Genomic DNA, 21,727 nt, shown 5'->3' with positions numbered 1-21,727 from the left:
TGTTTGGATGACCTGCAGGCTCGGCATTCGGGTAAGCCAAACCTATTCGCGCCCAAGCACCTTCGCGATCAACGGCAGAAGTTCGGTTCGCATCTTCTGTTTCATGTCGTCGACAAAAGCCGGGTCAGCAGTAGTCGGCGACCCCGCGTCGAAAGGCGGTGCCGGGTCGTACTCGATCATCAGCTGGATGCGGCGTGCCACATCCTCGCCGAAGATGGTTGCGGCGACCGTCAAGGCGAAGTCCATTCCGGAGGTCACGCCGGCTCCGGTGATCACGTTGCCGTCTTGGACAACTCGCTCACCGACGGGTTCGCATCCGAACTCGCTGAGCATCGACATCGACGCCCAATGGCTTGTCGCCCTCTTTCCCGCGAGTAGACCGGCTGCCGCAAGGGTGAACGAGCCGGTGCACACCGAGGTCACCCATCGAGCGCCGGCCGCCTGTGTGCGTAGGAAGTCAAGCGCAACAGCATCTTCGAACAACTCGAACGCTCCTCGCCCACCGGGGACGAACAGCAGGTCGGCCTGTGGCGCCTGGTCAAGGGTGACGGTCGGAACGATGCTCCAACCACAATCGGTGGTCACCGGTTCGAGGTTGTGCCACGCCAAGTGGACGTCTGTGTCGGGGAAGTGTGAGAAGACCTGGGCGGGGCCGGTCATGTCCAGCTGCGTGACGTTCGGGAAGAGCAGCACGACGATCTGCAGTCTGGTCATGACCGACCCTAAACCAGGGTCACCGCCGATAGGGCTGTTCGGGTCCGACTCTCACTCGGCTACTCGCACCAGCGCCTTGCCGAAGTTGCGGCCACTGAGCAGGCCGCGGAATGCCTCGGGCACGTTGTCCAAGCCGTCGGTGATGTCTTCGCGGTACTTCAGCGACCCATCGGCCACCCACTGTGTGGCCTCCTCGAGGAAGCGAGGCATCTGCTCGGCTGCGAACTCGGTCTGGATGAACCCGCGGATGGTCAGGCTCTGGGTGAGCACTGCGCCCATCAACGCACCGGACCGGTCCGGGCCTTCCGGGGCCGACGTCAGGTTGTAGTTGGCAACCAGGCCACACACGGGAATGCGTCCGTACAGGTTCATCCGGGGCAGCACCGCGTTGAAGACCGCGCCGCCCACGTTCTCGAAGTACACGTCGATGCCATCGGGGTCGCGGCCGCGAGCTGTTCTTTGAAGTCGTCGGCACGGTGGTCGATGGCCGCGTCGAAGCCGAGCTCGTCCTTGAGGTAAGCCACCTTGTCTGGTCCGCCGGCGATCCCGACCGCACGGGCGCCCTTGAGCTTGGCGATCTGCCCGACCGCTGACCCGACCGGGCCGGCAGCTGCGGCCACCACCACTGTCTCGCCCGGCTGCGGCTTTCCGATGGTCAGCAGCCCCGCGTATGCAGTGAAGCCGGGCATGCCGAGAACGCCGAGTGCGGTGGACGGCGAGATGGCCTCCGGATCGAGCTTGCGGAGGTATTTCGCCTGCTCAATTGAGTGGGTGCGCCAGCCGGCGTACCCGAGCACCACGTCGCCCGGCGCGAAGTCGTCGACGGTCGAGGTGAGGACGCGTGAGACCGTGGCGCCCACCATGGTGTCGCCGATCTCGACCGGTGCGGCGTACGACTTGGCCGCACTCATCCGGCCACGCATGTAGGGGTCCAGCGACAGATACAGGGTTTCCAGCGCCACCTCGCCCGGCCCCGGTTCGGCGAGATCGAAGTCTTCGAATCGGAAATCGGAATCCTTGGGTTCGCCGTGTGGGCGTGCTGCCAGGACGATGCGGGTGCCGTTGGTCATGTATCTCCTCGTCGAGAATCGTTGCGGTCTCCCTCGTCAACAGCCGAGGGCGACCGTGCTGTTCCGTCTGCTGCCGGATGTGAGGCAACTCAAGTCACCATCGTCGCTCATCTGGCCCGCTACGGTGGGCCGATGAGCAGCAACAGGCGACCGGCGTCCGATCTTTCCGGCCGGGCTCGACAGAACCAGATCTACACCGACGGCGTCTTTGGGCGAAAGCCCAAGGTACCCACCAATTTCGACGATCTGGAGCGCGCTGCCAAGCGCAAGATGTCCGCCAAGGCGTGGGCTTATGTCGCCGGTGGAGCGGGTGAAGGCAGCACCATGCGGGCCAACCGCCGCGCCCTCGACAGCTGGGCGATCGTTCCCAGGATGCTGCGCGACGTCTCGGTACGGAGTCTGTCCACCGAGCTGTTCGGACAGCAGTTGCCGGCACCGATCCTGTTCTCCCCGGTGGGTGCGGGCGGCCTGGTCTTTCCGCAGGCCGACGTCCACATCGGCCGGGCCGCCGCCGAACTCGGCGTCCCGTACATCTTCTCCAGCCAGGCCAGCGCACCGATGGAGAGCACTGCCGCGGCGATGGACGAGGTGTCGCCCGGGGCGCCCCGCTGGTACCAGCTCTACTGGTCAAGTGACGAGCAACTGGTGGACAGCTTCCTGCAGCGCGCCGAGAAGTGCGGTGCGGCGGCCATCGTGGTCACGCTCGACACCACCATGCTGGGCTGGCGGCCGCAGGACCTGAACCTGGGCTCGCTGCCGTTCGCGCAAGGGATGGGCATCGACCAGTACACCTCTGATCCCCGCTTCATCGACATGGTGCGAGCTCGTATCGCTGCGGCCGTACCCGGCCCCAAGCCCCAGGTGACGGTCGGCGCGATCAAGTCCCTGGTGTCGATGGCGAAGAACACCCCCGGCAGCGTGCTGGCCAACCTTCGCTCACCTGTGCCCAGGGAGTCTGTGCAGACCTTCCTGGAGACCTACTCGCGTCCCTCGCTCAACTGGACGGACATTGCCGGGCTGCGCGAGCGGACGTCGCTGCCGATCGTCTTGAAAGGGATCCTGCACCCCGACGACGCACGGCAGGCCGTCGACGCCGGGGTGGACGGCATCCTGGTCTCCAACCATGGCGGCCGGCAGATCGACGGATCCATCGGCTCGGTCGAATCGCTCACCGACGTGGTGGCCGCAGTTGACGGCAAGGCGAAGGTGCTGCTGGATTCGGGCATCCGCGGCGGCGCCGACGTCTTCAAAGCGCTGGCTCTGGGTGCGGACGCGGTGTGTATCGGACGTCCGCACATGTACGGACTCGCGCTGGCCGGATCGGCAGGTGCGCGAGACGTGGTCGCCAACATCATCGCCGAGCTCGACCTGACGCTGGGACTGTCCGGGAACACCAACACCGCCGACTTGTCGCCGGCGGTGTTGAAGAAGGTGCGACTCGACTAGATGAGTTTTCGGCCGGTCCGGATCCGACGGCGGACGTCCCACAGGTAGGCGTTGAACGGGAATGCGCGCATCGGTTCGGGCAGTCGCGTCACAACAAACCGGACGATGCGATTGTGCAGGTCGAAGAGTTGTTGTTGCCGCGGTGTCCACTCGAGGCCCATCTTCTCGCGGAACTCGGGTGGCAGGAACCCGGTGGTGAGGAACAGGCCGAAGTCGCCGATCAGCATGGACACCGGCTTGGGCAAGAACTCGAACTTGGCGATGCTGATCAGCAGTTCCCGGATGGTGTCGTCGATCTCGAGCTGCGCGACCGTCCCATCCCAGTACTCCTGGAAGTCGGCGCGTGTGGCCGGCCACATCTCGCGCGGCATCTGCAGAGTGGTGCCCATGAGAGCGCCCTGCTGGTATGCCTCTTCGGTGATCGCCGAGGGGTCGCCGTAGAGAATCTGCATGTCTTCCCAGCCCTTGTACAGGCAGGCGGCAACCCACAACTGCAGGCGGGGATCAAAAGCGTTGTATTCGACCGGGCTCGACTCGGTGGAACGCACCTGCGCGTGTGAATGGCCGACGGCTTTGCGGTACGCTTTGCGGTCTTCCGGGGTGCCGTTCACCGCGACCGCGAGGTACGACAGCGTGGTGCGGCCCCGCTTGATGGGGTGCTTGAACAGGTTGCCGCTGTCGACCTTGCTCTCCGCGACGCCGTATCCGACCGCAGGGAGTCCAAGTTGCATGATCACGTTGGCGGCCCCGGCGAGAGCCGAGATGCCCGGCATGTCCAGCAGGTCGCCCGGTGCGCTGTCGGTCTCTGCGCGATTTCGGGTGCGGATGGGCTGCGGCATGTCGATGGACAGGGCAGCCGTTCCGTCAACGGTTCCAGACGTCATTGTCGGCCTCCAAGGTTGCTTCTGATAACAACCGTTATCTCTTTCGTATTGAAGCTGCGATCGGACCGAAAGTCAATCGTCGTTAACCGAAGGTGGAAAGATGAGGCCCATGGCAGATCCTTTGCGCCCATATGGCGGCGAGAATGGAGCTGACCGGGTCAAACGTCGCCGGGCAGCGCTGATCGAAGCTGCGCTCGAGATCCTCGGCTCGGCCGACGGGGTGGCGATCAGTGTGCGCGGGGTGTGCCGGCAGGCCGGACTGACCGCGAGATACTTCTACGAGAGCTTCGAAGACGTGGACCAGTTGGTGGGCACCACGTACGACGCCGTCGTCTTCGACATAGCCGAGGCCGCCCAGACCGCGGTGACATCCGGCGGTCAGTCTCCGCGCGAGCAGATCCGTTCCGCGGTGGGCGCCATCGTTCGGCTCATCGACACCGATCGGCGCAAGGGCCGGGTGCTGTTCTCGCAGACACTGCTCAGCGGAACCCTGGCCACCAAACGGATGGACGCCGCCATGATGTTCGCGGCGCTGACCATCCAGACCTCGGGATCCCAATTCGACGACGCGACCACCCAAGGAGCAGCCCACTTCTACGTCGGCGGGCTCGGGCAGGTGCTCAACGCGTGGATCGACGGCCGAATCGATTGCCCTACCGACGAATTGATCGAACTGTGCGTGACGATGATGTTCGGTGCGATCTACGAACTGTTGCCCGAGAACGCTCAGCGCACCGATTGACCGGCGCGGCGTTGGTTCCAGCGGTCGAAGACCAGCCACGCGAGCAGACCGGCCACAGCTACACCGATACCGCTCAGGCACACGGCAATCCAGCCACCGGCGCCGTATGCGTAGCCCGATGAGACCGAACCCGCCACCGCGCCTGCGAAGTACGTGACCATGTACGCCGTGGTCACGCGGCTGCGCTCCTCCGACGCCAGCGAATAGATCGCGGACTGATTCGCCAACTGCGAAGCCTGAACCCCGAAGTCGAACACCACGAGGCCGATCACCATTGCTGCCAACGGTGTTCCGGGCCACGCGAGCGACAACCATCCGATGATGGTGACAACCCACGCGGCCGTGGTCGCCATCCGCAGATGCCCACGGTCGGCGAGCTTTCCGAACAACGGTGCCGCCGCGGCGCCGGCGACCCCGGCAAGACCGAACAGCCCGATGGCAGCCTCCGAGTAGGAGAAGTGCTCGCCCCGACTGCCCGAGAGCAGGAATGCGATCGAGGTCCACATGGCACTGAACCCGAACATGGTCAAAAATCCGAGCAGCATCCGTTGCCGGAGCATGGTCTCGGCACGGACGATCCGGGCCACCGAGATCAGCAGTTGGCCATAGGGTTGCCGGGGACGGGGCGCGTCGGGTGGCACCGAGACGTAGACCACCACGGCCAGCACGATCATCAGGGCCGACCCCGTGAACAACACCGAGCGCCAGCCCCCGAACTCGGCGATGAGCCCGCTGACGACACGGGCCAGCAGGATGCCCAGCAGCAGCCCGCTCATCACCATGCCGACCACGCGCCCGCGATCTGACGGCACCGCAAGGGACGAGGACCACGGCAACACGATCTGGGCGGTGGCCGCACACACGCCGGCCAGGATCGATGCGACGAAGAGGGTCCCGAAACCGGGAGCCAGTCCCGAGAGCAACAGGGCGACGGCTGATGCGACCATCATGCTGGGCGCCAACAACTTCCGGTTCAGCAGATCGCCCAGCGGGACCAAGAACAGCAGCCCGGCCGCATACCCGAGTTGGGCGGCGGTCACCACCAGTGCAGCAGTCGACGTGGAGACATCGAAGTCCTGGCGGATCTCCTCGAGTACCGGTTGCAGGACGTAGAGCGACGACACCGAGACGCCGCACGTGACGGCGAACAACACCACAAGGGACCTGCTGATCCCCTGCCGGTCACCGGGTGAGGCGGACATCGCCGACGACGGATCGGTGGGTGGGTTCGGCGTCGCCTGCATGGTCTTCAGCTTGCCGGATACGTCGTGGTGAAGCGCAATCAGAGCCCGGCGGTGACCTCGGTCAGGCGTCGGCGCGGCGGCATCGGGAGGCTTTCCGGGACGAAACGCCCATCGACCGACCCGTATTCGCGTGAGCGTGATGGAGCGGCACAGTAGGTTGATGACATGAACTCCGTGCCCGAGCCGACGCCGCGAGACCACGGCGGCGACGGTTGGCGCGAATACGGCCAGGAAGATCTGCCTGCGCCGCTCGCGGCAGCGCTCTCGGCCTTTGCCGAACACGGCTATCACGGCACCTCGGTACGCGACATCGCCGCACGCGCAGGCCTGAGTGTGCCGGGGCTCTATCACCACTATCCGTCGAAGCAGTCCCTCCTCAAGGGTTTGCTCGAGCTCACGATGAGTGATCTGCTCGGCCGTTCTGAGGCGGCGCTTGCTGAAGCCGGTCCGACGCCGCTCGAACGCTACGACGCCGTGGTGGAGTCTTTGCTGCGGTTCCACATGTATCGGCGGGCCCAGGCGTTTGTGGGCTCCACCGAGATCCGCAGCCTGGATCCGTCGTTCCGCACCGATTACATCCAACTGCGCGACAGGCAGCAGCGGATGGTCGACAGGCTGGTGATGGACGGCGTCGAGTCGGGTGACTTCCGCTGCCCCAATCCAGAGGACGCCGGCCGGGCGGTCACCACCATGTGTGTGGGGGTGTCCACCTGGTACCGGCCGCAGGGGCGTCTCGGTCCCGACGAACTCGTTGCCCGTTATCTGCTGATCGCCAGACGGATGGTGGGGTACTTTCCGGATCAGTCTTGAGGGTGACGTCGACCGGCTTGACCGTCGAGTCCGGGCGTGACATTCTGGGCCCAATACCGAACGAGCGCTCGGTCGGGATCGCAAGCACGGGTTCGCCGGCGCAGCACAAGGAGGTGCACATGGCGATCAGCCTTTCCTACGATCCAGCCGTCGAGGACGTGGTCACGAAAGTCCGTGATTTCGTCCGCGACCACGTGATGCCGATCGAGGACGAGTTCGCCGGTGACATCACCGCCGCCGGCGGCGACACGCGTCGACTAGAACTGCGTGACCAGGCGCGCGACGCCGGTGTGCTCGCGCCGCACGCGCCGGTCGAATACGGCGGCCTCGGCCTCAACATGTCCGATCGCGCCCCGGTCTTCGAGGCTGCCGGTTACTCGGTGTTCGGTCCGATCGCGCTGCACATCGGAGCACCCGACGAGGGCAACGTGCACATGCTCGCGCACATCGCCGGCGCGGACCAGAAAGAGAAGTACCTGGCTCCACTGGCCCGCGGTGACGTGCGGTCGGCCTTCGCGATGACCGAGCCCGCACCGGGAGCCGGTGCCGACCCGGCAGCACTGCGCACTGCGGCCACCAAGGTCGACGGTGGCTGGAAGATCAACGGCGACAAATGGTTCATCACTGGCGCCGACGGTGCCGGCTTCTTCATCATCATGGCGCGGACTGCGGGTTCCCCCGGTGACCGCGGCGGCGCGACGATGTTCCTCGCGCCGGCCGACACTCCCGGCATCACGGTGGGACGCCACATCAACACCATCGACCGCGCGATGATCGGCGGCCACTGCGAGGTGGCATTCCGCGACGTGTTCGTTCCGGACGAAGACGTGCTCGGAGAGGTCGACGAGGGTTACCGCTACGCACAGGTGCGGCTGGGCCCAGCACGTATGACCCACGTCATGCGGTGGATGGGCAGCGCCAACCGCGCCCAAGACGTCGCGCTCGACTACGTTGCCCGCCGGGAAGCCTTCGGCGGCAAGCTCGGCGATCTGGGCATGATCCAGCAGATGGTGGCCGACAACGAGATCGATCTGGCTGCTGCGCGGGCGTTGCTGGTCAAGGCCTGCTACGCGCTCGACCAGGGTCAGCATGCGGGCGACGAGACGTCGATCGCGAAAACATTTGCAGCCGAGGCATTTTCGAGGGTCGTCGACCGCGCGATCCAGATGTGCGGTGGCCAAGGAGTGTCCGACGAGCTGCCATTGGCCCGTCTGCAGCGTGAGCTGCGGCCGTTCCAGATCTACGACGGCCCGTCCGAGGTCCATCGCTGGGCGCTGGCCAAACGGGCCGTGGGCAAGGCGAAGAAGGCGGCAGCCGCTGCCGCCGCGAACGGAACGCCGTCGTGACCGAACTTCCGGGCATGGACGTCCCAGCCCTACGCGCCTTCCTGGTCGACAGCGGTGTGCCGGTATCCGGCGAGCTGGTGGTCGAGCTCATCAGCGGTGGCCGCTCGAACCTCACATTCACTGCGCGCGATGACAATTCGCATTGGGTGGTGCGCCGTCCCCCGACGGGCGGACTGACACCTTCTGCGCACGACATGAACCGCGAGTGGACCGTCACCCGCGCACTGCAGGACACGCCGGTGCCGGTGGCGCGCACCGTCGCTTTCGACAAAGAGGGGACTGCCCTCGGTGCGCCGCTCACCGTGGTCGAGTTCGTTGACGGTCTCGTGGTGCGCAGCGCCGATGAACTCGACGCACTCGACGACGATGCCGTTGAACGCAACGTCACCGGACTGGTCAAGGCGCTCGCAGACCTGCACGCCGTGGACTATCGGTCGGTCGGGCTGGGCGATTGGCCGTCCCGACGGTTTCGTCGAGCGACAGGTGAAGCTGTGGGCCCGGCAGTGGGAACACGTGAAGACCCGCGAACTCGACGATGTCGCGACATTGCATGCAGCACTCACGGAGTCGATCCCTGCGCAGACCAGCAACTCAATCGTGCACGGCGACTTCCGCGTCGACAACACCATTCTCGACGCTGCTGATCCGGGTACCGTCAAAGCCGTTGTCGACTGGGAGATGTCGACCCTGGGTGACCCGCTGACCGATGTCGCACTGATGTGCACATACCGGGAGCCGATATTCGACGCCGTCCTGGGGATGAAGGCGGCATGGACAAGTGATCGGTATCCGTCACCGGACGACATCGCCCAGCGGTACGCGGTGGCATCCGGTCGTGAATTGTCCGACTGGAACTTCTATCTCGCGCTCGCCAACTTCAAACTCGGAGTGATCGGCGAGGGCATCACACACCGCGCGCTCAGTGGATCGTCGTCGGGACGGGGAGCCGAGAACGCAGCGGCTGCGACCGGCGAGTTCATGGCGGCGGGACTGCGCGCCATCAAGGGAAAGAACTAGAGGGGCACACACGTGACACATGGCGCAGAACGCAAGGTGGCATTGGTGACCGGTGCCTCGCGCGGTATCGGCGCGGCGATCGCGACCCGATTCGCCGCGGCAGGCTGGGATCTGACGATCAGTGCCCGCAGCCTGGAACCGTTGCAGGACTTGGCCGGCCGCCTTTCCGGCGAACACGGGGTGCGTGTGGAGGTGGTCACCGCCGACATGTCCGACGAGGAGCAGTTGCAGACACTGGCCACGGGCCATCTCGACCAATTCGACAGGGTCGACGCGTTGGTCCTCAACGCGGGGATGGGGCAGAAGGGGCCGATCGGTGAACTGCCGGTTCGCCGATTCGACAAGCTGTACCAGGTCAACGTCCGCTCGGCGTACGTGTTGCTCCAGTCGTTGTTGCCGACTCTGCGCAGTACCGCCGAGACTGCTGGGGCCGCGAAAGTGGTTGCCATTGCATCGATCACAGGCGTACACCCTGAGCCTGAGCTGTCCGCATACGGTGCCACGAAGGCGGCGCTGATCTCTCTATGCGAAACGTTCAACCTCGAGGAATCCGAGAAGGGCGTCTCGGCGACCACCATCTCGCCCGGCTACGTCAACACCGACATGTCCTCGTGGACCGCGATCCCGGCTGCGGAGATGATCACCGCCGACGACGTGGCCACCATGGCGTTCGCGGTCACCGAGTTGTCGCGGTACGCGGTGCTTCCCGGCATCGTCCTCACCCGGCCCGGCACCAACTTGGGTCGTGCCTGACACCACCCGCCGAACGACGGGCTGAGTTTGGCGCCGTTGGGATCTTGCAGCATCCAGTCGGACACGTTGACGGTCCTGCGCATGCTGCCGTCGTTACGGATCGTCACCGTGGTGCACAGGTAGGCAGCCCCGTAATCACCGGTGCCGAACAGAGAGCTAGTGGTAATGGCTATCGAACGTGAAGCGGCCGGATGTGGCGGGCAATGTCGTTGTGCGGGGAGCGAAATCGTCGTGTGCAGGCCCCACCGTCGGCGTCGACGACTTTCACCTGAAGCGAGCAGACATTGAGGTCGGCGAAGGGGGAGACGGCGTCGCGACCAGGGTGACGTGGAATTTGTCGAGTCCGATCCCACCGTTTGGTGGCACGATGTTTGTGTTCACGGGCTTAAGCGCTGACGAGACGGAGGCGATCCAGCTCCGTTACTTGGTGGCAAACGGTCAACGGATCGAGCTGTATGTGCTCAACAGCGAAGACCGGAGAATAGACCTGACTGGCGAGCCACTCCGTACCGACACTGGAGTTGTCAGTGCGGTCGTTCCATCCGCGGACATCATGATGCTGGGCGCGGGATTTCATTGGTCAGCGGAGATGTCACACAATTCCGGTGCCGTGCAACATTGCCCAGCTTGAATGAGGGTCGCGGGTGTCGGACGAAGGCCCGACGCTTGATCGATGGGCTTGGTGGGGCACTCGCACCTTGTGCGAGTGTGTAGGAGTTCTTTGTGCCGGCCGTTACGCTAGCCGGGATGTATATCGGGGAGGTTGAAGGGAAGGTTCTCGAATGGTTCCGGCGGTCTGGCGGTCTCGCCGACGTCGGAACACTGCGTAGGTGCGTGCCGAAACGCAGGGACCAGTTCGACAATTTTGTTTTTGAAGCCACCCTTTGGGCGATGGACGAAGGCGCTGCGAACTCGTTCTCGTATGCCTGCAGCCGATTCAAGGCGGCGTACCGGTCAGATGAGACCGCCCTCGGCAGCCCGGTGCCTCTTGTTCCGCCGGCGGTCACCGAACACGTCGGCCGCATCGTTTCTCGATGGCAGCTTGGTCGGCAGGTCGCCGGGGCTATAGATCTACCCGACGAAGAGGCTCGGCTTCGCGCGGAGCTGTATCTGAACCTTGGCGGCGACCTTGGGGATGGGCTGGCGGCCGCGGGGCGCCGTCTCTGTAGCCGCATGTGGTCGGCACGTATCGGAGACGGCTTTGTCCACCCCGTGGTTGGCGGACATATCTGGAACAGCAACGCAGGGAGTTACGGCGGCGATGACGTTGGTGGCGGAGGACCGCTCATCGACGCGATCTACGCTGTCGGTGATATGACAGGACGGTGGCAGTCCGAACCGGATGACCGTCCCGTCATCGACCGCGAGATTATCGACCTGGCACACACTTTGGGCTGGAAGCTGTAGGAGAAAGCCCGTATCAAGACGCCCCGGGCCCGTGCTGCTGCCGTCACTGCAGCCATGGGCCGTCGCTTCACCTGAACCTGAATCTGAGTTCAAATCGTTGCATGCGACTATTCGATGGCGTAGCCGAGCGCCCATCCGTGATCGGCAAGTGACTTGAGCAAACTACGGTCGCCGTGCTCGCAAGCTATCGCGGCGTAGGTGTCGTTGGGTAGGTGGGCCGTCGCGAACACGCCTGGGCGACTTCCCACGGAGTCTCGCAGCGTTGAGGGCGCCAGATACTCGCCGTAATACAACGGAACCCCTGGATCGACTTTGCTCCTACAGTTGCCGCCCGCCACGGTGCCAGTCAACGGACCAGTGTCCGCGCTGCGCGTTCCGGGCGACCAAACAATTTCGAGAGCAGCGGCAAGCGATGGGCCCGCAGGGTCCGACGTCTCGTTGCCGATGACGATGATGCCGGCAGAAACCAGCGCCACCAGAATCGCCCCAGGAATGATAAAGCGCCAGCGGCGTGCCCCGACTCGCTGGCGCAGTGTCGTCATCACTAAACCTTGCCACATGGGTGACGCAGATCCGCTGCAGTGAGGTTCTGTTCCGTCAGTGGTGACGAAACCTACGGCAGCGAAGCCTATTACGTCGACAGATCGGTTACCTCGGGTTGAATCCGGGCAGAGGGAGGCCTCGCGGGTGGCTACTGCGGGGCGGCGAGTATCTGTTCGACGAGGATGTCGGCGTGGCCCGCGTGCCGTGCCAGCTCTTCGATCATGTGAAGCCCTATCCAGTGGAAGGTCACCTCGCCGCGGCGGTAGTGAACGAATCGGTCGGCCGGCTCAGGTCCTTGCGCGATGCGTCGGGAAAGGTCAGCAGCAGCTTCGTATTCTGCGATCACCTCTGCGAGCGTTTGCTCGGGATCCACCAGCCATCCGCGGTCGTCGCCCGCCGCGTAGCCGTCGCACTCGGCCTCCGCAAGACCCGCGACGGTGCGTTGAAACCAGACCCTTTCCGCCGCGGCGCAATGTTTGACAAGTGAAATCGGAGTGGTCAGTGAAGGCACCAAGCGAGAACGGCTTTGAGCGTCCGTCAAGCGGGCCACCGAGCCGATCAGGGCCGTACGGTTCGCGTCGAGGACAGTGGCAAGCTCTTTGTCGATCATCGCCAGATCCTACGGCGAGGGGGCGGCAGCAAGGAATATTGGAATACACCGTCGGGACGATCTCTGTAGACGTACGACACCACCGAGACTAGGGTTGCGTTCCGTCTTTGGTGACGGAATACGTTTTGCCGCAGTAGATAATAGATCTACGTGGCAGGAGATTGGCTATTTCGGACTGCGCCGGTGGCTGCCTACCAGAGATCCGTGGGGCGCCAGTCGCAGACGAGGGAGCTCGCCGGGCTCCGCGATCAGTACATCAACCATTCCTGTGCATGCTGCCATACGAGCGCCGCGAAACGGACTACATTTCGTCACCGGTGACTAATTACGTTGCCGCCCAATTGATGCTGGCAGGAGCGGGTGTTCGTAAGTCGGGAGTAGGCGATCTGATCGCGGTGTCTCGAGCGGCGAATTACTCTGTGGCCCTCTCCACGCCGGTAACAGTACTTGTTCCCTGTTACCTATTTCCCCTGTTACCGATGGCTCGGTAATTCGCCGCAGAATCACCTCTGGCCGTACTCGCGTACGGCGGCGATGTATTCGGCGTACGTACCTGCCGCGTCAACAGCGTGGCGCTCAATGGTCGATGGGTGATAGCCCAGGACATCGGCGATGATGGCGGCCGGGGCGGTCTTGCTGAGTTCATGCAGTGTGCCGAGTCGGGCGGCGCGGGCGCTGACGAGGTGGTCTCGTAGCCGGAGGCGTAGGTGCATCGGATCGATGTGCATGCCGGGGGAATGCCCTCTGAAGACCCAGTTGCTTCTCGGGTGAGCGGCGGTCTGATCGTGGCCAGGGTTAGCCAGGAGTTCACGCCACGGCCCGTCGAGCGGGGCGGGCAACACGATCGGGCCGCTGCCGAGCGTAATGGTCGCCAGGTCCTCGGTCACGGTGATGTCGTCCCAGTTCAGCGCGGCAATATCTTGGATCTGTTGGCCGAAGACAAGGACTAGAATCGCCGCGGCCTTGTCTCGTGCGGTCAGGGTGTCGCCGTCCACTATTCGGTCCAGGGCGGCGGCCTGGTCGGTGGCGCTGAGTGTGGTGCTGTTACCGCGGCGATGGCGGGGCACGGTGAGCCCTTGTGGGGCGTTCTTGGTGTCCATGGCCCAGCCGAGGAACCGATCGACGAGCAGTCGCGTGGTCGGCCCGCCGGCGATCCAGGCGTCAACCTCGCCCTGGCCGACGTCGGCGAGCGCGATGTCGCGCTCGCCGAGCCAGTTGAGGAAGTTGATCGCGACGGTGACGGTCTGCTTGCTGCGCAGGAAGGTGCCGTGGGGGACGGGGTCCATCTTGTTCATGCGCCGTAGATGGTGCCAGCGGATATAGCGGTCAATGACGGCCCGGTTGGTGTCCTCGGTCAGCCTCTCCAGTGCTGTGTCCGCCCAGGCTTGGTAGCGGACAAGCAGCTCATCACGTCGGGGCAGGCCACCGTGCTCGACTAGGAGCCCGCGCACGTAGTCGCGGGTGCGCGAGCGTGGAAGTGCATCGATCGCCTCGTGCGTGAGCTCCGGGAGGGTGGCCAACTGTTTCAGGAAGTCGGTCACGTGCCGCTGGCGGATCCAGGTCAGTCCACTGTTGGCGCGTTTCATCGATTTCAACGCCTCAGCCAGGGGGATAAGCCTCTCGGCGATGGTGCCGGTGTCCGGGTTGGTCAGCAGTCCGTCGACGGTCTCGCTCAGTGCGCATGGCCAGCACAGGCCGGCGCGGTAGATCTCGTCCTCGGCGCCGCAGCGCACGCAATCGATGTTGAGGGTGATCTGGGCGCACGCCCGGCAGGCCGGGCGCCCATCTACTCGGCCCGGTAAGACGCCGATGTGGCCGCAGTCGCAGGTGCCGCGGGTGCGTTTGGCCTGCTGGTAGCAGTAGCCGCAGATCTGATCCTCCGGGCCCCAGGTGACCACCAGCGGGTAGCCCAAGCCGCAGCGATCACACGGACACACGCGACGTAGGTCCGGGTCGTCGGGTTTGCGGGGCCTGGCCATCGGTATCGGTCAGTCCTCGTTGTCGTCCCGGACGAGTCTCACCCGGGGGCGATCGGCTGGCCGGGTGCCACCCCCAGGTCTTCCGGCCGCTTCGGCGCCTGGGCGGTGGCCGCTGCCCGCATCTCCACGAACGGCTCGAACAACTCGCCGGGTTCGCAGTCGAGGATGTCGCAGAGCGCGGCGAACGTGCGTGCCGGGATCCGCTCTGGTGTGCCGGTCACCAGCCGGTAGACTTGACTCTCGGACAGGTTGATGCCCCGAGCCCTCAACAACGGCACCAGTTCGGTGCTCTTCCACAGGTTGCGCTGCGCCATCTGCGTCCGCAGATTCCAGCGATACCCGATGCGTCGTTGCTCAGCCATCAGCGTCTCCGTCCTGCTTCCTGCCGTGGCCGTCCAGCCGCGAAGCGATCATGTGCTGGATGGTTTTCTGTTTGAAATCGTTGCCGACCGAGGTGTACAGCCCGGTGACCGACGCATAGGCATGACCGACTTGAGTCTGCACGAACGCCGGGTCGTAGCCGGCCTCGATCAAGTGCGTGACGTAGGAGTGTCGCAGGCAGTGCAGTCCGAGCTCTTTCGGCAAGTCGGCGCCCTCGCGGGCGGCAGCGAAGGCATCACTCAAGCTACCCACTCTTATCCGCTCGGCGCGCTCGCTCGGCCATAGCGCCGCCGATCGGTCAGCGGTGGCGAAGTGCCGCCGGCCACGCTCGGTGATCCAGAATCGGAGCAGGTCAACCACCCAGTCGAACTCCGGGACCGTCAACACGGTGCGTCGTCGCGGCCCCGACCCGGTGGTGCCTTTGGCCCATCGGACGGTCACCGCGCCGAAGTCGCCGTACGCAGGCACATGCGGGTTGGGGCCGAAATCCTGCACGTCCAGCATCGCCACCTCGCGACGCCGAAGCCCAAAGGCGTAGCAGACCTTGAACGCGATCGAGTCCCGCAACAGGGGAAGCCAGCGCTTACTCCCAGCAGCGAACTCACGATCGACCCGGTCGTCCACGTCATCAAAGAGTCTCTGCAGCTCCGTGGCCGTGAAGGCCCGGCGGCCAGCCGGAACAGCATCCTCGCAGGTGTGCCGCGGGGTGTTCCACTCGAACGCGATCTGCGCCGGAACATCGTCGAAGACCCGTTGGCACAGCGCACCCCACCCGTAACTCGAGCTCGAGACGTAGGCACAGAACATCGCGATGGCATTGCTGTCCGAACGCAGCGTCGTCCAGCTCACCGGCTTCTCACCCGAGCGCCGCCCAGCCATGTAGTCATCCAGATCGACCGGCCTCCACGACCACGGGAACGTCCCGGCGAACTCCTGGAACCGGCGCAGCACCCCGCAGCGCCCGTCGATCGTTGCTCTCGTCAGCCCACGCGCCAGCATCTGCGCCCGCCAACCCTCGACCATTGCTTCAAACACGCGGTCCTCGGCACGGAACAGGCCGACCTCACCGTCGCGCAACAACCGCGGAACGAATCCCGGGACACCGTCCACGCCGACCTCCGACCCGTGGAAACCTGCATCTAATGCAAGAAACCTACAGGGCGCTGGACCGACGCACAAGCATCACATCCGCGGCGCCGACACCACGCCAGCCAACCCCGCCGCCCACCAGCGCAAACCCCATCATCCCAGGTAGACGGCAGTAACCGCACCTACCACTACTCCCGAGAGTTTTACGCCGGTAACTTATGTTACGTCATGTAAACATGACAACCCGCTGGTAGGAGCAAACATTGCTCGACACCGCGCTGTCCCGCTCGATACGATCCAAACAATTCGGATGCTGGGAGTTTGCTAGTCCTGTGGCTGTTGTGATCGTAGTTCCGATGGGAAAGTAGGTGGCGCCTGATGGCCTGTCGGATCAGCGAGCTGGTGCTCGAGTGTCACGACCCTGAGGTGCTGGCTCGGTTTTGGTGCGAAGTCTTGGAATTTGTTGTGCTGGGCTACGAAGCTGATGGCTCAGTCGAGATCGGTCCGCGGGCCGGGTTCGGCGGTGTGCAGCCGACGATGATCCTGTCCCGCACCGATGAGCCCAGGAAGTCAGAATCCCGTCTGCACATCGATGTCAACGCGACCGATCGCGATCATGATGCTGAACTCGAGCGGCTGTTACACGTCGGTGCTCGCCCGGTCGACGTTGGTCAGACCGGGCAAGAATCATGGCGTGTGCTCGCCGACCCTGAGGGCAACGAGTTCTGCCTACTGCGAGCTCGACTCCAACAACTGTGAAACGCGCACTCAGCCTCAGACCCAAATCTTTAAGCGACCAACAGATTCGTGATACGTCAGACCCTCGCGACCGACGGCTGGGCGGAGCTATGCGTCCAGCACCGTGAACTCGCGAACGTCGGCGTCGATGATCGCGGTGGCCTGCTCGGAGTCCGGGCCGGATCCACGAAAATCATGCAACTGTTGCTCGGTCGCCCAGCGTTCGTACACGTTGATTCGAGCTGGTTCGACGAGGTCCGCCCCGAGTGCGAAGTCGATGCACCCGGGGGCGGCGCGAGCCGACCGGACCACCTCGGCGCAGCCGTCGAGATAGTGCGGTCGGTCGGTCGGGTCCACGGTGAGGTATCCGGAAACGATGATCATGTGGATACAGACATTGTCCGCACGCGTAAGTCACCGCCAGATCGCGGCCTGCTCCGGATCGGTACGTCAGGTTGCGGAGACCGAAGACGCCTCCGTGCTGGTACCGCTCTCCATGCCCACCCGCCCGGTGGATGCTCAGAACGGTGCGTCAGCGGCGAACGCTTTGCCTATCGGGGTAAGTAGTTCGGCCAGTCGTCGGGTACCGGTACTTCCGATCGGTGCCCACAGGGCCGCGGAATGCTGGTCGGTTTCGATCTCGATTTGTTCGCGGGCCGCGGTGCCCGTCTCGGTGACTGTGCCGTCGATGTTGAGCCACCCTCTTGCGGTGAGAGACGCTGCCGCGGCTGCCCATTCGTGGTCGTTCCACAGTCGGGTTGCTCGCAAGAGCGCGGTTGGGACGCGGCCGGTCGCGCCCTGCATCACGGTGCATTCGCAGGGTCCGAGGTTGTTATCGGCGAGCACTACGAGGTGCGCATCCCCGCGCCATTCGCGGACTACGGTGATTTGCTGCCACAACGCGAGCAGCGGATCGGACGGCAACGGAACCGCCGCGTTCGCGGCCGCCAGAGGTTTGCCGGCGTAGTCGGCGGCTTCGATGACAAGGTCAAGCAGGGATCGGGCCTCGGCGATGTGGCGGGCAGACAGGGTCACACCGGCCCGCCGCATGGCTCGGTCGACCGCTCGAAAGCGGGCGGCCTGCCATTGCTGGGGCGACGCATAATCCCAGACACCCGTCATGGCCTGGACCGCTCGCGGACTGAAGTTATAAAACGCTGCCGCGGTGACCTGCCATGGAACCGCACCGAGAGCGGCAGATCGAAATGCGAAATAGCGGGGCCCTCTTTCGGTTACACCCAGCTTGGCCGCCTCGTCGGCGGACTCGGGGGCGAGGTATACGAACAGGTGGGCCGCAGTGACAGCTGCAGCCGCATCGCGGACAGCGCCGAGGTCCAGCTGCGATGTGGGTTCAAACGTCTCGGTGGCATGCATCATGTTGTGCTCCTTGGGTTATCGAGGCCATTGGTGGTTCCGATGATGTGGGCTGCTAGGGCAGCGGCGGCCGCTTCGCCGGCCCTGTTCATAGCGAGTTCTTTGAGTTGTCGATGTTCGGTGAGCGCGTCGCGATCACGGTTGCTGGACGCTGACCAGCGGCGAGAGAGTTCACTCGCAGTCCACAGCCGATCGAAAGTGTCCAGCAGGACGTCGTTGCCGCACGCATCGAGCAGCGTCCGATGGAAGCGGTAGTGGGCACTCGCCCATGCGTCCGAGTAGTGGACGTCGTCCTCATGTTCGTATCCGGGTGTATTTGCCAGGCGGTGGTGTGCAGCGCTCACCCGTGCTTCCCATTCAAGATCACCACGCTCTATTGACATTCGCAGCATGGTCGGCTCAACGACCGACCGCGCCTCCGCGACAACCTGCCACCGGTCATCACCTGCCTGGGGAACCACAAATCCGCGGTTCGGCAGTCGCTCCGCCAGGCCTTCCCCCACCAGGCGCAACAGGCACTCTCGGATCACCGACAGGCTCACGCCCCTCGCTGCGGCGAGCTCCTGCGGTTTCAGTGCGCCGCCAGGAGGCACATCGCCGTGCAAAACGGCCGCACGCAACCACTCGTACGTTTTCGACGAAGGTGGTCCCGGCGTTTCGGTTGGCTCCATATAATCGACTGTACAGTAATAATCGATTATTCGAGCCAGGCGACCGCAGTTTGCAGCTTGACATCACCTTTGTGAGTAGACGCGAGTTGGAGCGCCAGCGTTGCTTGGCCGGAACCAACCAGACGGCACATCAAGCCGCGTGTCGATGCTGCCGTCTTTCGGTGGCCCTAACGGTGAACCTCTCGGCTGTTGCGTTTCATCACTGATGACGAAAAATATTGCGCCGCAACTGTATGAGGCGTCAACCATGGTTGTGTCATGTCAGCTTGTCAACCCGTTGGTAGGGGTCGATTTAACCACCGTATGCGTTGTGCGCGGCTGCTGTCAGGGTGGCGAGCGATTCGACGATTCGGTCGCGGTCAAGTCCGAGGTTTGACAGAAGTTCGCCGTGGGCGTGGCGCTCGCGAGGGAACAGTTCGTCGACGAGCTTTGAGCCGAGCCGACCCGGTGCTGGCGAGAATCCGACATCACCGTCGATAGATCGGCGGCAGGTCTACAGGTGGATCTCTGACCGCGACCACGAGGTTTTCGACCGGATCACCACCGGCGTCACCCCGTCGCCGTCGACGGGAGGTCGAGTGGAAGAGAGCACTCGTTCAAACGGTCAAAGCCAGATCAGACTGATCTCTCTGCCTCGCGCAGGATGTTCCGTGTCATCGTGCGGTACACCGCGCGATGAGCCGGCAAATGGGCATACCAGTAGACACGTCCCACAATGCCGCGCGGATAGAACACCGTGCGCAGTTCGAGCTCGCTACCGGATTCTGTTGCCGTGATGCGGAATTCGAGCCACGACGTGCCCGGCGACCGCATCTGTGACCGTAACCGCAACGTGTGTTCGGGCTCCACTGTCTCCACGCGCCACCATTCGAGGTCGTCGCCGGGAGTCGGCGTGCCTTGCTTGCTCGGGCCCCCGAACGATCCGGGCCCGCCGACCGCGCGGTCGATTCGTGCGCGCAACTTCCAGGCCGGGGCCGTTCCGTACCAGCCCTTTTCGGCGCCGAGTCCTTCGATCGCCTTCCACACAGCCGCCGCGGTCGCGACGGTGTGGCTGGTGTGGGCATCAACGTACGCCTCTTCACCGGCCCATTCCGGGTCGGAGGGAATCGGCTCGGAGGGGGCCGCGGTGGGCGATGCATTCGACCAGGAGATCTCGACCTCACCGCGTCCCACCCGGGCGAGCGCCAACTCGACGGACGTGCGATAGGTGGTCAATCCCTCTTCCGGCGGCGGGATCACGTCGTCGATGTCGTGCTCCGAGGCGATGGCGTCGTGCTCGAGTGACTCGACCAGGGGACGGGCAAGTCCACCAGGAATTGGGGTGACGGTACCGACCCAGTTGCTCGCCAGCGACGGTGTCAAGAACGGGATCACGATCATCTTGCGCTTGCGCAGCCCGGCAACCTCGGCGTAGATCTGCATCATGTCGCCGTACTCGAGGACGTCGGGGCCGCCGATGTCCCACGTGCGGGACTCGGGAACCTTCGCGGTCGCGGCTTCCATCAGGTAGTGCATGACGTCCTGAACGGCGATCGGTTGAATCTTGTTGTGCACCCACTTCGGGGTGGTCATCACCGGTAGACGCTCGGTGAGGTGCCGGATCATCTCGAAGGACGCCGAGCCGGAACCGATCACGACACCGGCCTGCAACACGATGGTCTCGATGCCCGAATCCATCAGGACTTCGCCGACCTCGGTGCGTGAACTCAGGTGCTCGGACAGTTGCACGCCAGAGGGATGCAGTCCGGAAAGGTAGACGATCCGGGACACACCCGCCTTACGCGCGGCCTCCACCACGTTCTCTGCCGATCGGCGTTCTTCGGCGACGAAGTCTTTGGCGCCACCCATCGAATGAACGAGGTGGTAGACCACGTCGACGTCGGTGAACGCATTCTCCAGCGACGCCTTGTCGCTGAGGTCGCCCTTGATCACCTTCGCGCTGCCGACCCAGGGCGCGCCCTTCAGCTTGTCCGGAGTCCGTGCCAGTACCCGCACATCGTGGCCACGTTCGATCAGGCGTGGTGCAAGGCGGCCGCCGATGTAACCGGTGGCGCCGGTGACCAGAGCGCTGGGTGTCGAACTGGTGGCGGGCTGCATGAGCGCTCCGATGGTTGGGATTCGGTTCGTCCCGAGACCACGATCGTCTCGGTTCAAGAGTTACTGACGACGGAATGCCCAGGTCGAGACATCTCAAACGCGGAGATGGTCTACCGCATGGTGAGGAGCGGCCGTTTTCCCTGATCATCAGTGATATCGGCGTGCGCGTGATCATTCACCGACATCACGTTGATGCCGGTGCTGCCCACGATGAGCTTGGTGATCGATGCGTTGACCATGGTGCGGGCGATGACGGGCCAGGTCTGCGAGTCCACACCCCACAACTCCGCGACGACGGCCGCGATGGTGCCTGCCGAGGACGCCGCGAGCGCGACCTGGCCGGGGCCCGCGAACGTCGCGATCTCCTTGAGTGCCTCGCGGATCGACTCGCGGTATTCGGCATAGGAACCGGCCCCCGTGCTGTGGCCGTCGGCAGCCCAGGCCAGCAGTGCCTTGTCGAGATCGCGCTGGAAGTCGCGCTGAGCGTCGGCGGCCTCGGCCGATGTGCCCACCGGTGGCATGTCCCGGCTGGTCAGGTGTGTCAGGTCGTACTCGTTCCAGCCCGCGTTCACGACGGGCTCGGGAGCAGTCCCCTCCTTGAACTGCGCGACGATCTCCTGCACGGTCTCCAACTGCCGCGCCAGATTTCCCGACGCCGCGAAATCGAGCCGGCCCACGCGCCGCGCAAGATGCTTGCCGACGTTCCGTGCCTGCTCGCGCCCGAGATCGGTCAGACTGCCGTAACCGTTCTCGTCATGACCGGCCTGACCGTGACGCACCAAGTAGATGACACCCATGGGCATCATCTTGCC

At 64.3% G+C, this 21,727-nt stretch carries 20 protein-coding genes and 3 pseudogenes; 9 read left to right on the top strand and 14 right to left on the bottom strand.

Translation table 11 applies throughout. The annotated features are described in order from the left end of the window. Positions 1–42: 42 nt before the first annotated feature. Positions 43–714, bottom strand: a complete 672-nt coding sequence (locus MVA47_RS26240; RefSeq protein WP_247210486.1) for a DJ-1/PfpI family protein — start codon at positions 712–714, stop codon at positions 43–45. Between the two features lie 51 nt (positions 715–765). Continuing rightward, positions 766–1,784: pseudogene (locus MVA47_RS26235) on the bottom strand (NADP-dependent oxidoreductase). Positions 1,785–1,916: 132 nt separating this feature from the next. On the opposite strand from MVA47_RS26235, the gene MVA47_RS26230 reads away from it, so the two are divergent. After that, on the top strand, positions 1,917–3,230 hold the full coding sequence (locus tag MVA47_RS26230; protein ID WP_247210485.1) for an alpha-hydroxy-acid oxidizing protein: 1,314 nt from the start codon (positions 1,917–1,919) through the stop codon (positions 3,228–3,230). On the opposite strand, the gene MVA47_RS26225 is transcribed toward MVA47_RS26230, so the two are convergent. Further along, entirely contained in the window at positions 3,227–4,114 is an 888-nt protein-coding gene (locus MVA47_RS26225; protein ID WP_247210484.1) for an oxygenase MpaB family protein, read from the bottom strand. The genes MVA47_RS26230 and MVA47_RS26225 overlap by 4 nt on opposite strands. Before the next feature lie 109 nt (positions 4,115–4,223). On the opposite strand from MVA47_RS26225, the gene MVA47_RS26220 reads away from it, so the two are divergent. Next, positions 4,224–4,856, top strand: coding sequence for a TetR/AcrR family transcriptional regulator (locus tag MVA47_RS26220; RefSeq protein WP_062796687.1), 633 nt, complete (start codon positions 4,224–4,226; stop codon positions 4,854–4,856). Here the strand turns inward: MVA47_RS26220 and MVA47_RS26215 are convergent. Continuing rightward, entirely contained in the window at positions 4,841–6,100 is a 1,260-nt protein-coding gene (locus MVA47_RS26215; RefSeq protein ID WP_247210483.1) for an MFS transporter, read from the bottom strand. The genes MVA47_RS26220 and MVA47_RS26215 overlap by 16 nt on opposite strands. Positions 6,101–6,265: 165 nt before the next feature. Here MVA47_RS26215 and MVA47_RS26210 point away from each other — a divergent pair, with 165 nt between their 5' ends. The 6 genes and pseudogenes from MVA47_RS26210 to MVA47_RS26185 all read left to right on the top strand — a co-directional run bounded on the left by MVA47_RS26210 (position 6,266) and on the right by MVA47_RS26185 (position 11,433). Further along, positions 6,266–6,910: a TetR/AcrR family transcriptional regulator gene (locus tag MVA47_RS26210; protein WP_247210482.1), complete on the top strand. Its 645-nt coding sequence runs from the start codon at positions 6,266–6,268 to the stop codon at positions 6,908–6,910. A gap of 119 nt (positions 6,911–7,029) precedes the next feature. Next, entirely contained in the window at positions 7,030–8,256 is a 1,227-nt protein-coding gene (locus MVA47_RS26205; protein ID WP_247210481.1) for an acyl-CoA dehydrogenase family protein, read from the top strand. Between the two features lie 14 nt (positions 8,257–8,270). After that, a pseudogene (locus MVA47_RS26200) lies at positions 8,271–9,273 on the top strand (phosphotransferase family protein). A 12-nt stretch (positions 9,274–9,285) separates the two neighbouring features. After that, positions 9,286–10,026, top strand: coding sequence for an SDR family oxidoreductase (locus MVA47_RS26195; RefSeq protein WP_247210480.1), 741 nt, complete (start codon positions 9,286–9,288; stop codon positions 10,024–10,026). A 178-nt stretch (positions 10,027–10,204) separates the two neighbouring features. Then, on the top strand, positions 10,205–10,657 hold the full coding sequence (locus MVA47_RS26190; protein ID WP_247210479.1) for a hypothetical protein: 453 nt from the start codon (positions 10,205–10,207) through the stop codon (positions 10,655–10,657). A 260-nt stretch (positions 10,658–10,917) separates the two neighbouring features. After that, positions 10,918–11,433: a hypothetical protein gene (locus MVA47_RS26185; RefSeq protein WP_247210478.1), complete on the top strand. Its 516-nt coding sequence runs from the start codon at positions 10,918–10,920 to the stop codon at positions 11,431–11,433. A gap of 107 nt (positions 11,434–11,540) precedes the next feature. Here MVA47_RS26185 and MVA47_RS26180 read toward each other — a convergent pair whose 3' ends face one another. The 5 genes and pseudogenes from MVA47_RS26180 to MVA47_RS26160 all read right to left on the bottom strand — a co-directional run bounded on the left by MVA47_RS26180 (position 11,541) and on the right by MVA47_RS26160 (position 16,056). Next, positions 11,541–11,975, bottom strand: coding sequence for a hypothetical protein (locus tag MVA47_RS26180; RefSeq protein WP_247210477.1), 435 nt, complete (start codon positions 11,973–11,975; stop codon positions 11,541–11,543). Positions 11,976–12,124: 149 nt separating this feature from the next. After that, positions 12,125–12,586: a DinB family protein gene (locus tag MVA47_RS26175; protein ID WP_247210476.1), complete on the bottom strand. Its 462-nt coding sequence runs from the start codon at positions 12,584–12,586 to the stop codon at positions 12,125–12,127. A gap of 503 nt (positions 12,587–13,089) precedes the next feature. Continuing rightward, positions 13,090–14,565 (bottom strand): Fis family transcriptional regulator, encoded by a 1,476-nt coding sequence (locus MVA47_RS26170; protein ID WP_247206922.1) that lies wholly within the window; start codon positions 14,563–14,565, stop codon positions 13,090–13,092. A 9-nt stretch (positions 14,566–14,574) separates the two neighbouring features. Next, positions 14,575–14,927, bottom strand: a pseudogene (locus MVA47_RS26165) (helix-turn-helix domain-containing protein). Next, positions 14,920–16,056, bottom strand: coding sequence for a site-specific integrase (locus MVA47_RS26160; RefSeq protein WP_247206920.1), 1,137 nt, complete (start codon positions 16,054–16,056; stop codon positions 14,920–14,922). Before MVA47_RS26160 ends, MVA47_RS26165 begins: the two are co-directional and overlap by 8 nt. 357 nt (positions 16,057–16,413) lie before the next feature. Between MVA47_RS26160 and MVA47_RS26155 the strand changes: the two genes are divergently transcribed. After that, positions 16,414–16,794, top strand: coding sequence for a VOC family protein (locus tag MVA47_RS26155; RefSeq protein ID WP_247210475.1), 381 nt, complete (start codon positions 16,414–16,416; stop codon positions 16,792–16,794). Between the two features lie 87 nt (positions 16,795–16,881). On the opposite strand, the gene MVA47_RS26150 is transcribed toward MVA47_RS26155, so the two are convergent. The 5 genes from MVA47_RS26150 to MVA47_RS26130 form a co-directional block, all read right to left on the bottom strand. After that, the gene (locus tag MVA47_RS26150) at positions 16,882–17,157 is read right to left on the bottom strand and encodes a putative quinol monooxygenase (RefSeq protein WP_247210474.1); all 276 of its coding nucleotides are present in this window, start codon (positions 17,155–17,157) and stop codon (positions 16,882–16,884) included. 135 nt (positions 17,158–17,292) lie between these two features. Further along, entirely contained in the window at positions 17,293–18,150 is an 858-nt protein-coding gene (locus MVA47_RS26145; RefSeq protein WP_247210473.1) for a hypothetical protein, read from the bottom strand. After that, on the bottom strand, positions 18,147–18,818 hold the full coding sequence (locus tag MVA47_RS26140) for a GntR family transcriptional regulator (RefSeq protein ID WP_247210472.1): 672 nt from the start codon (positions 18,816–18,818) through the stop codon (positions 18,147–18,149). Before MVA47_RS26140 ends, MVA47_RS26145 begins: the two co-directional genes overlap by 4 nt. Before the next feature lie 615 nt (positions 18,819–19,433). Continuing rightward, positions 19,434–20,915 (bottom strand): SDR family oxidoreductase, encoded by a 1,482-nt coding sequence (locus MVA47_RS26135; RefSeq protein ID WP_247210471.1) that lies wholly within the window; start codon positions 20,913–20,915, stop codon positions 19,434–19,436. 110 nt (positions 20,916–21,025) lie between these two features. Beyond that, positions 21,026–21,712 carry a histidine phosphatase family protein gene (locus MVA47_RS26130; RefSeq protein WP_247210470.1) on the bottom strand — a complete coding sequence of 229 codons (687 nt, stop codon included), beginning with the start codon at positions 21,710–21,712 and terminating at the stop codon, positions 21,026–21,028. Between the last annotated feature and the right edge of the window lie 15 nt (positions 21,713–21,727).

It is taken from the genome of Williamsia sp. DF01-3 (assembly GCF_023051145.1).
GTDB lineage: Bacteria > Actinomycetota > Actinomycetes > Mycobacteriales > Mycobacteriaceae > Williamsia.
The sequence above is the reverse complement of the archived record's forward strand: the minus strand, read 5'-3'. Positions and strand labels throughout refer to the sequence as shown.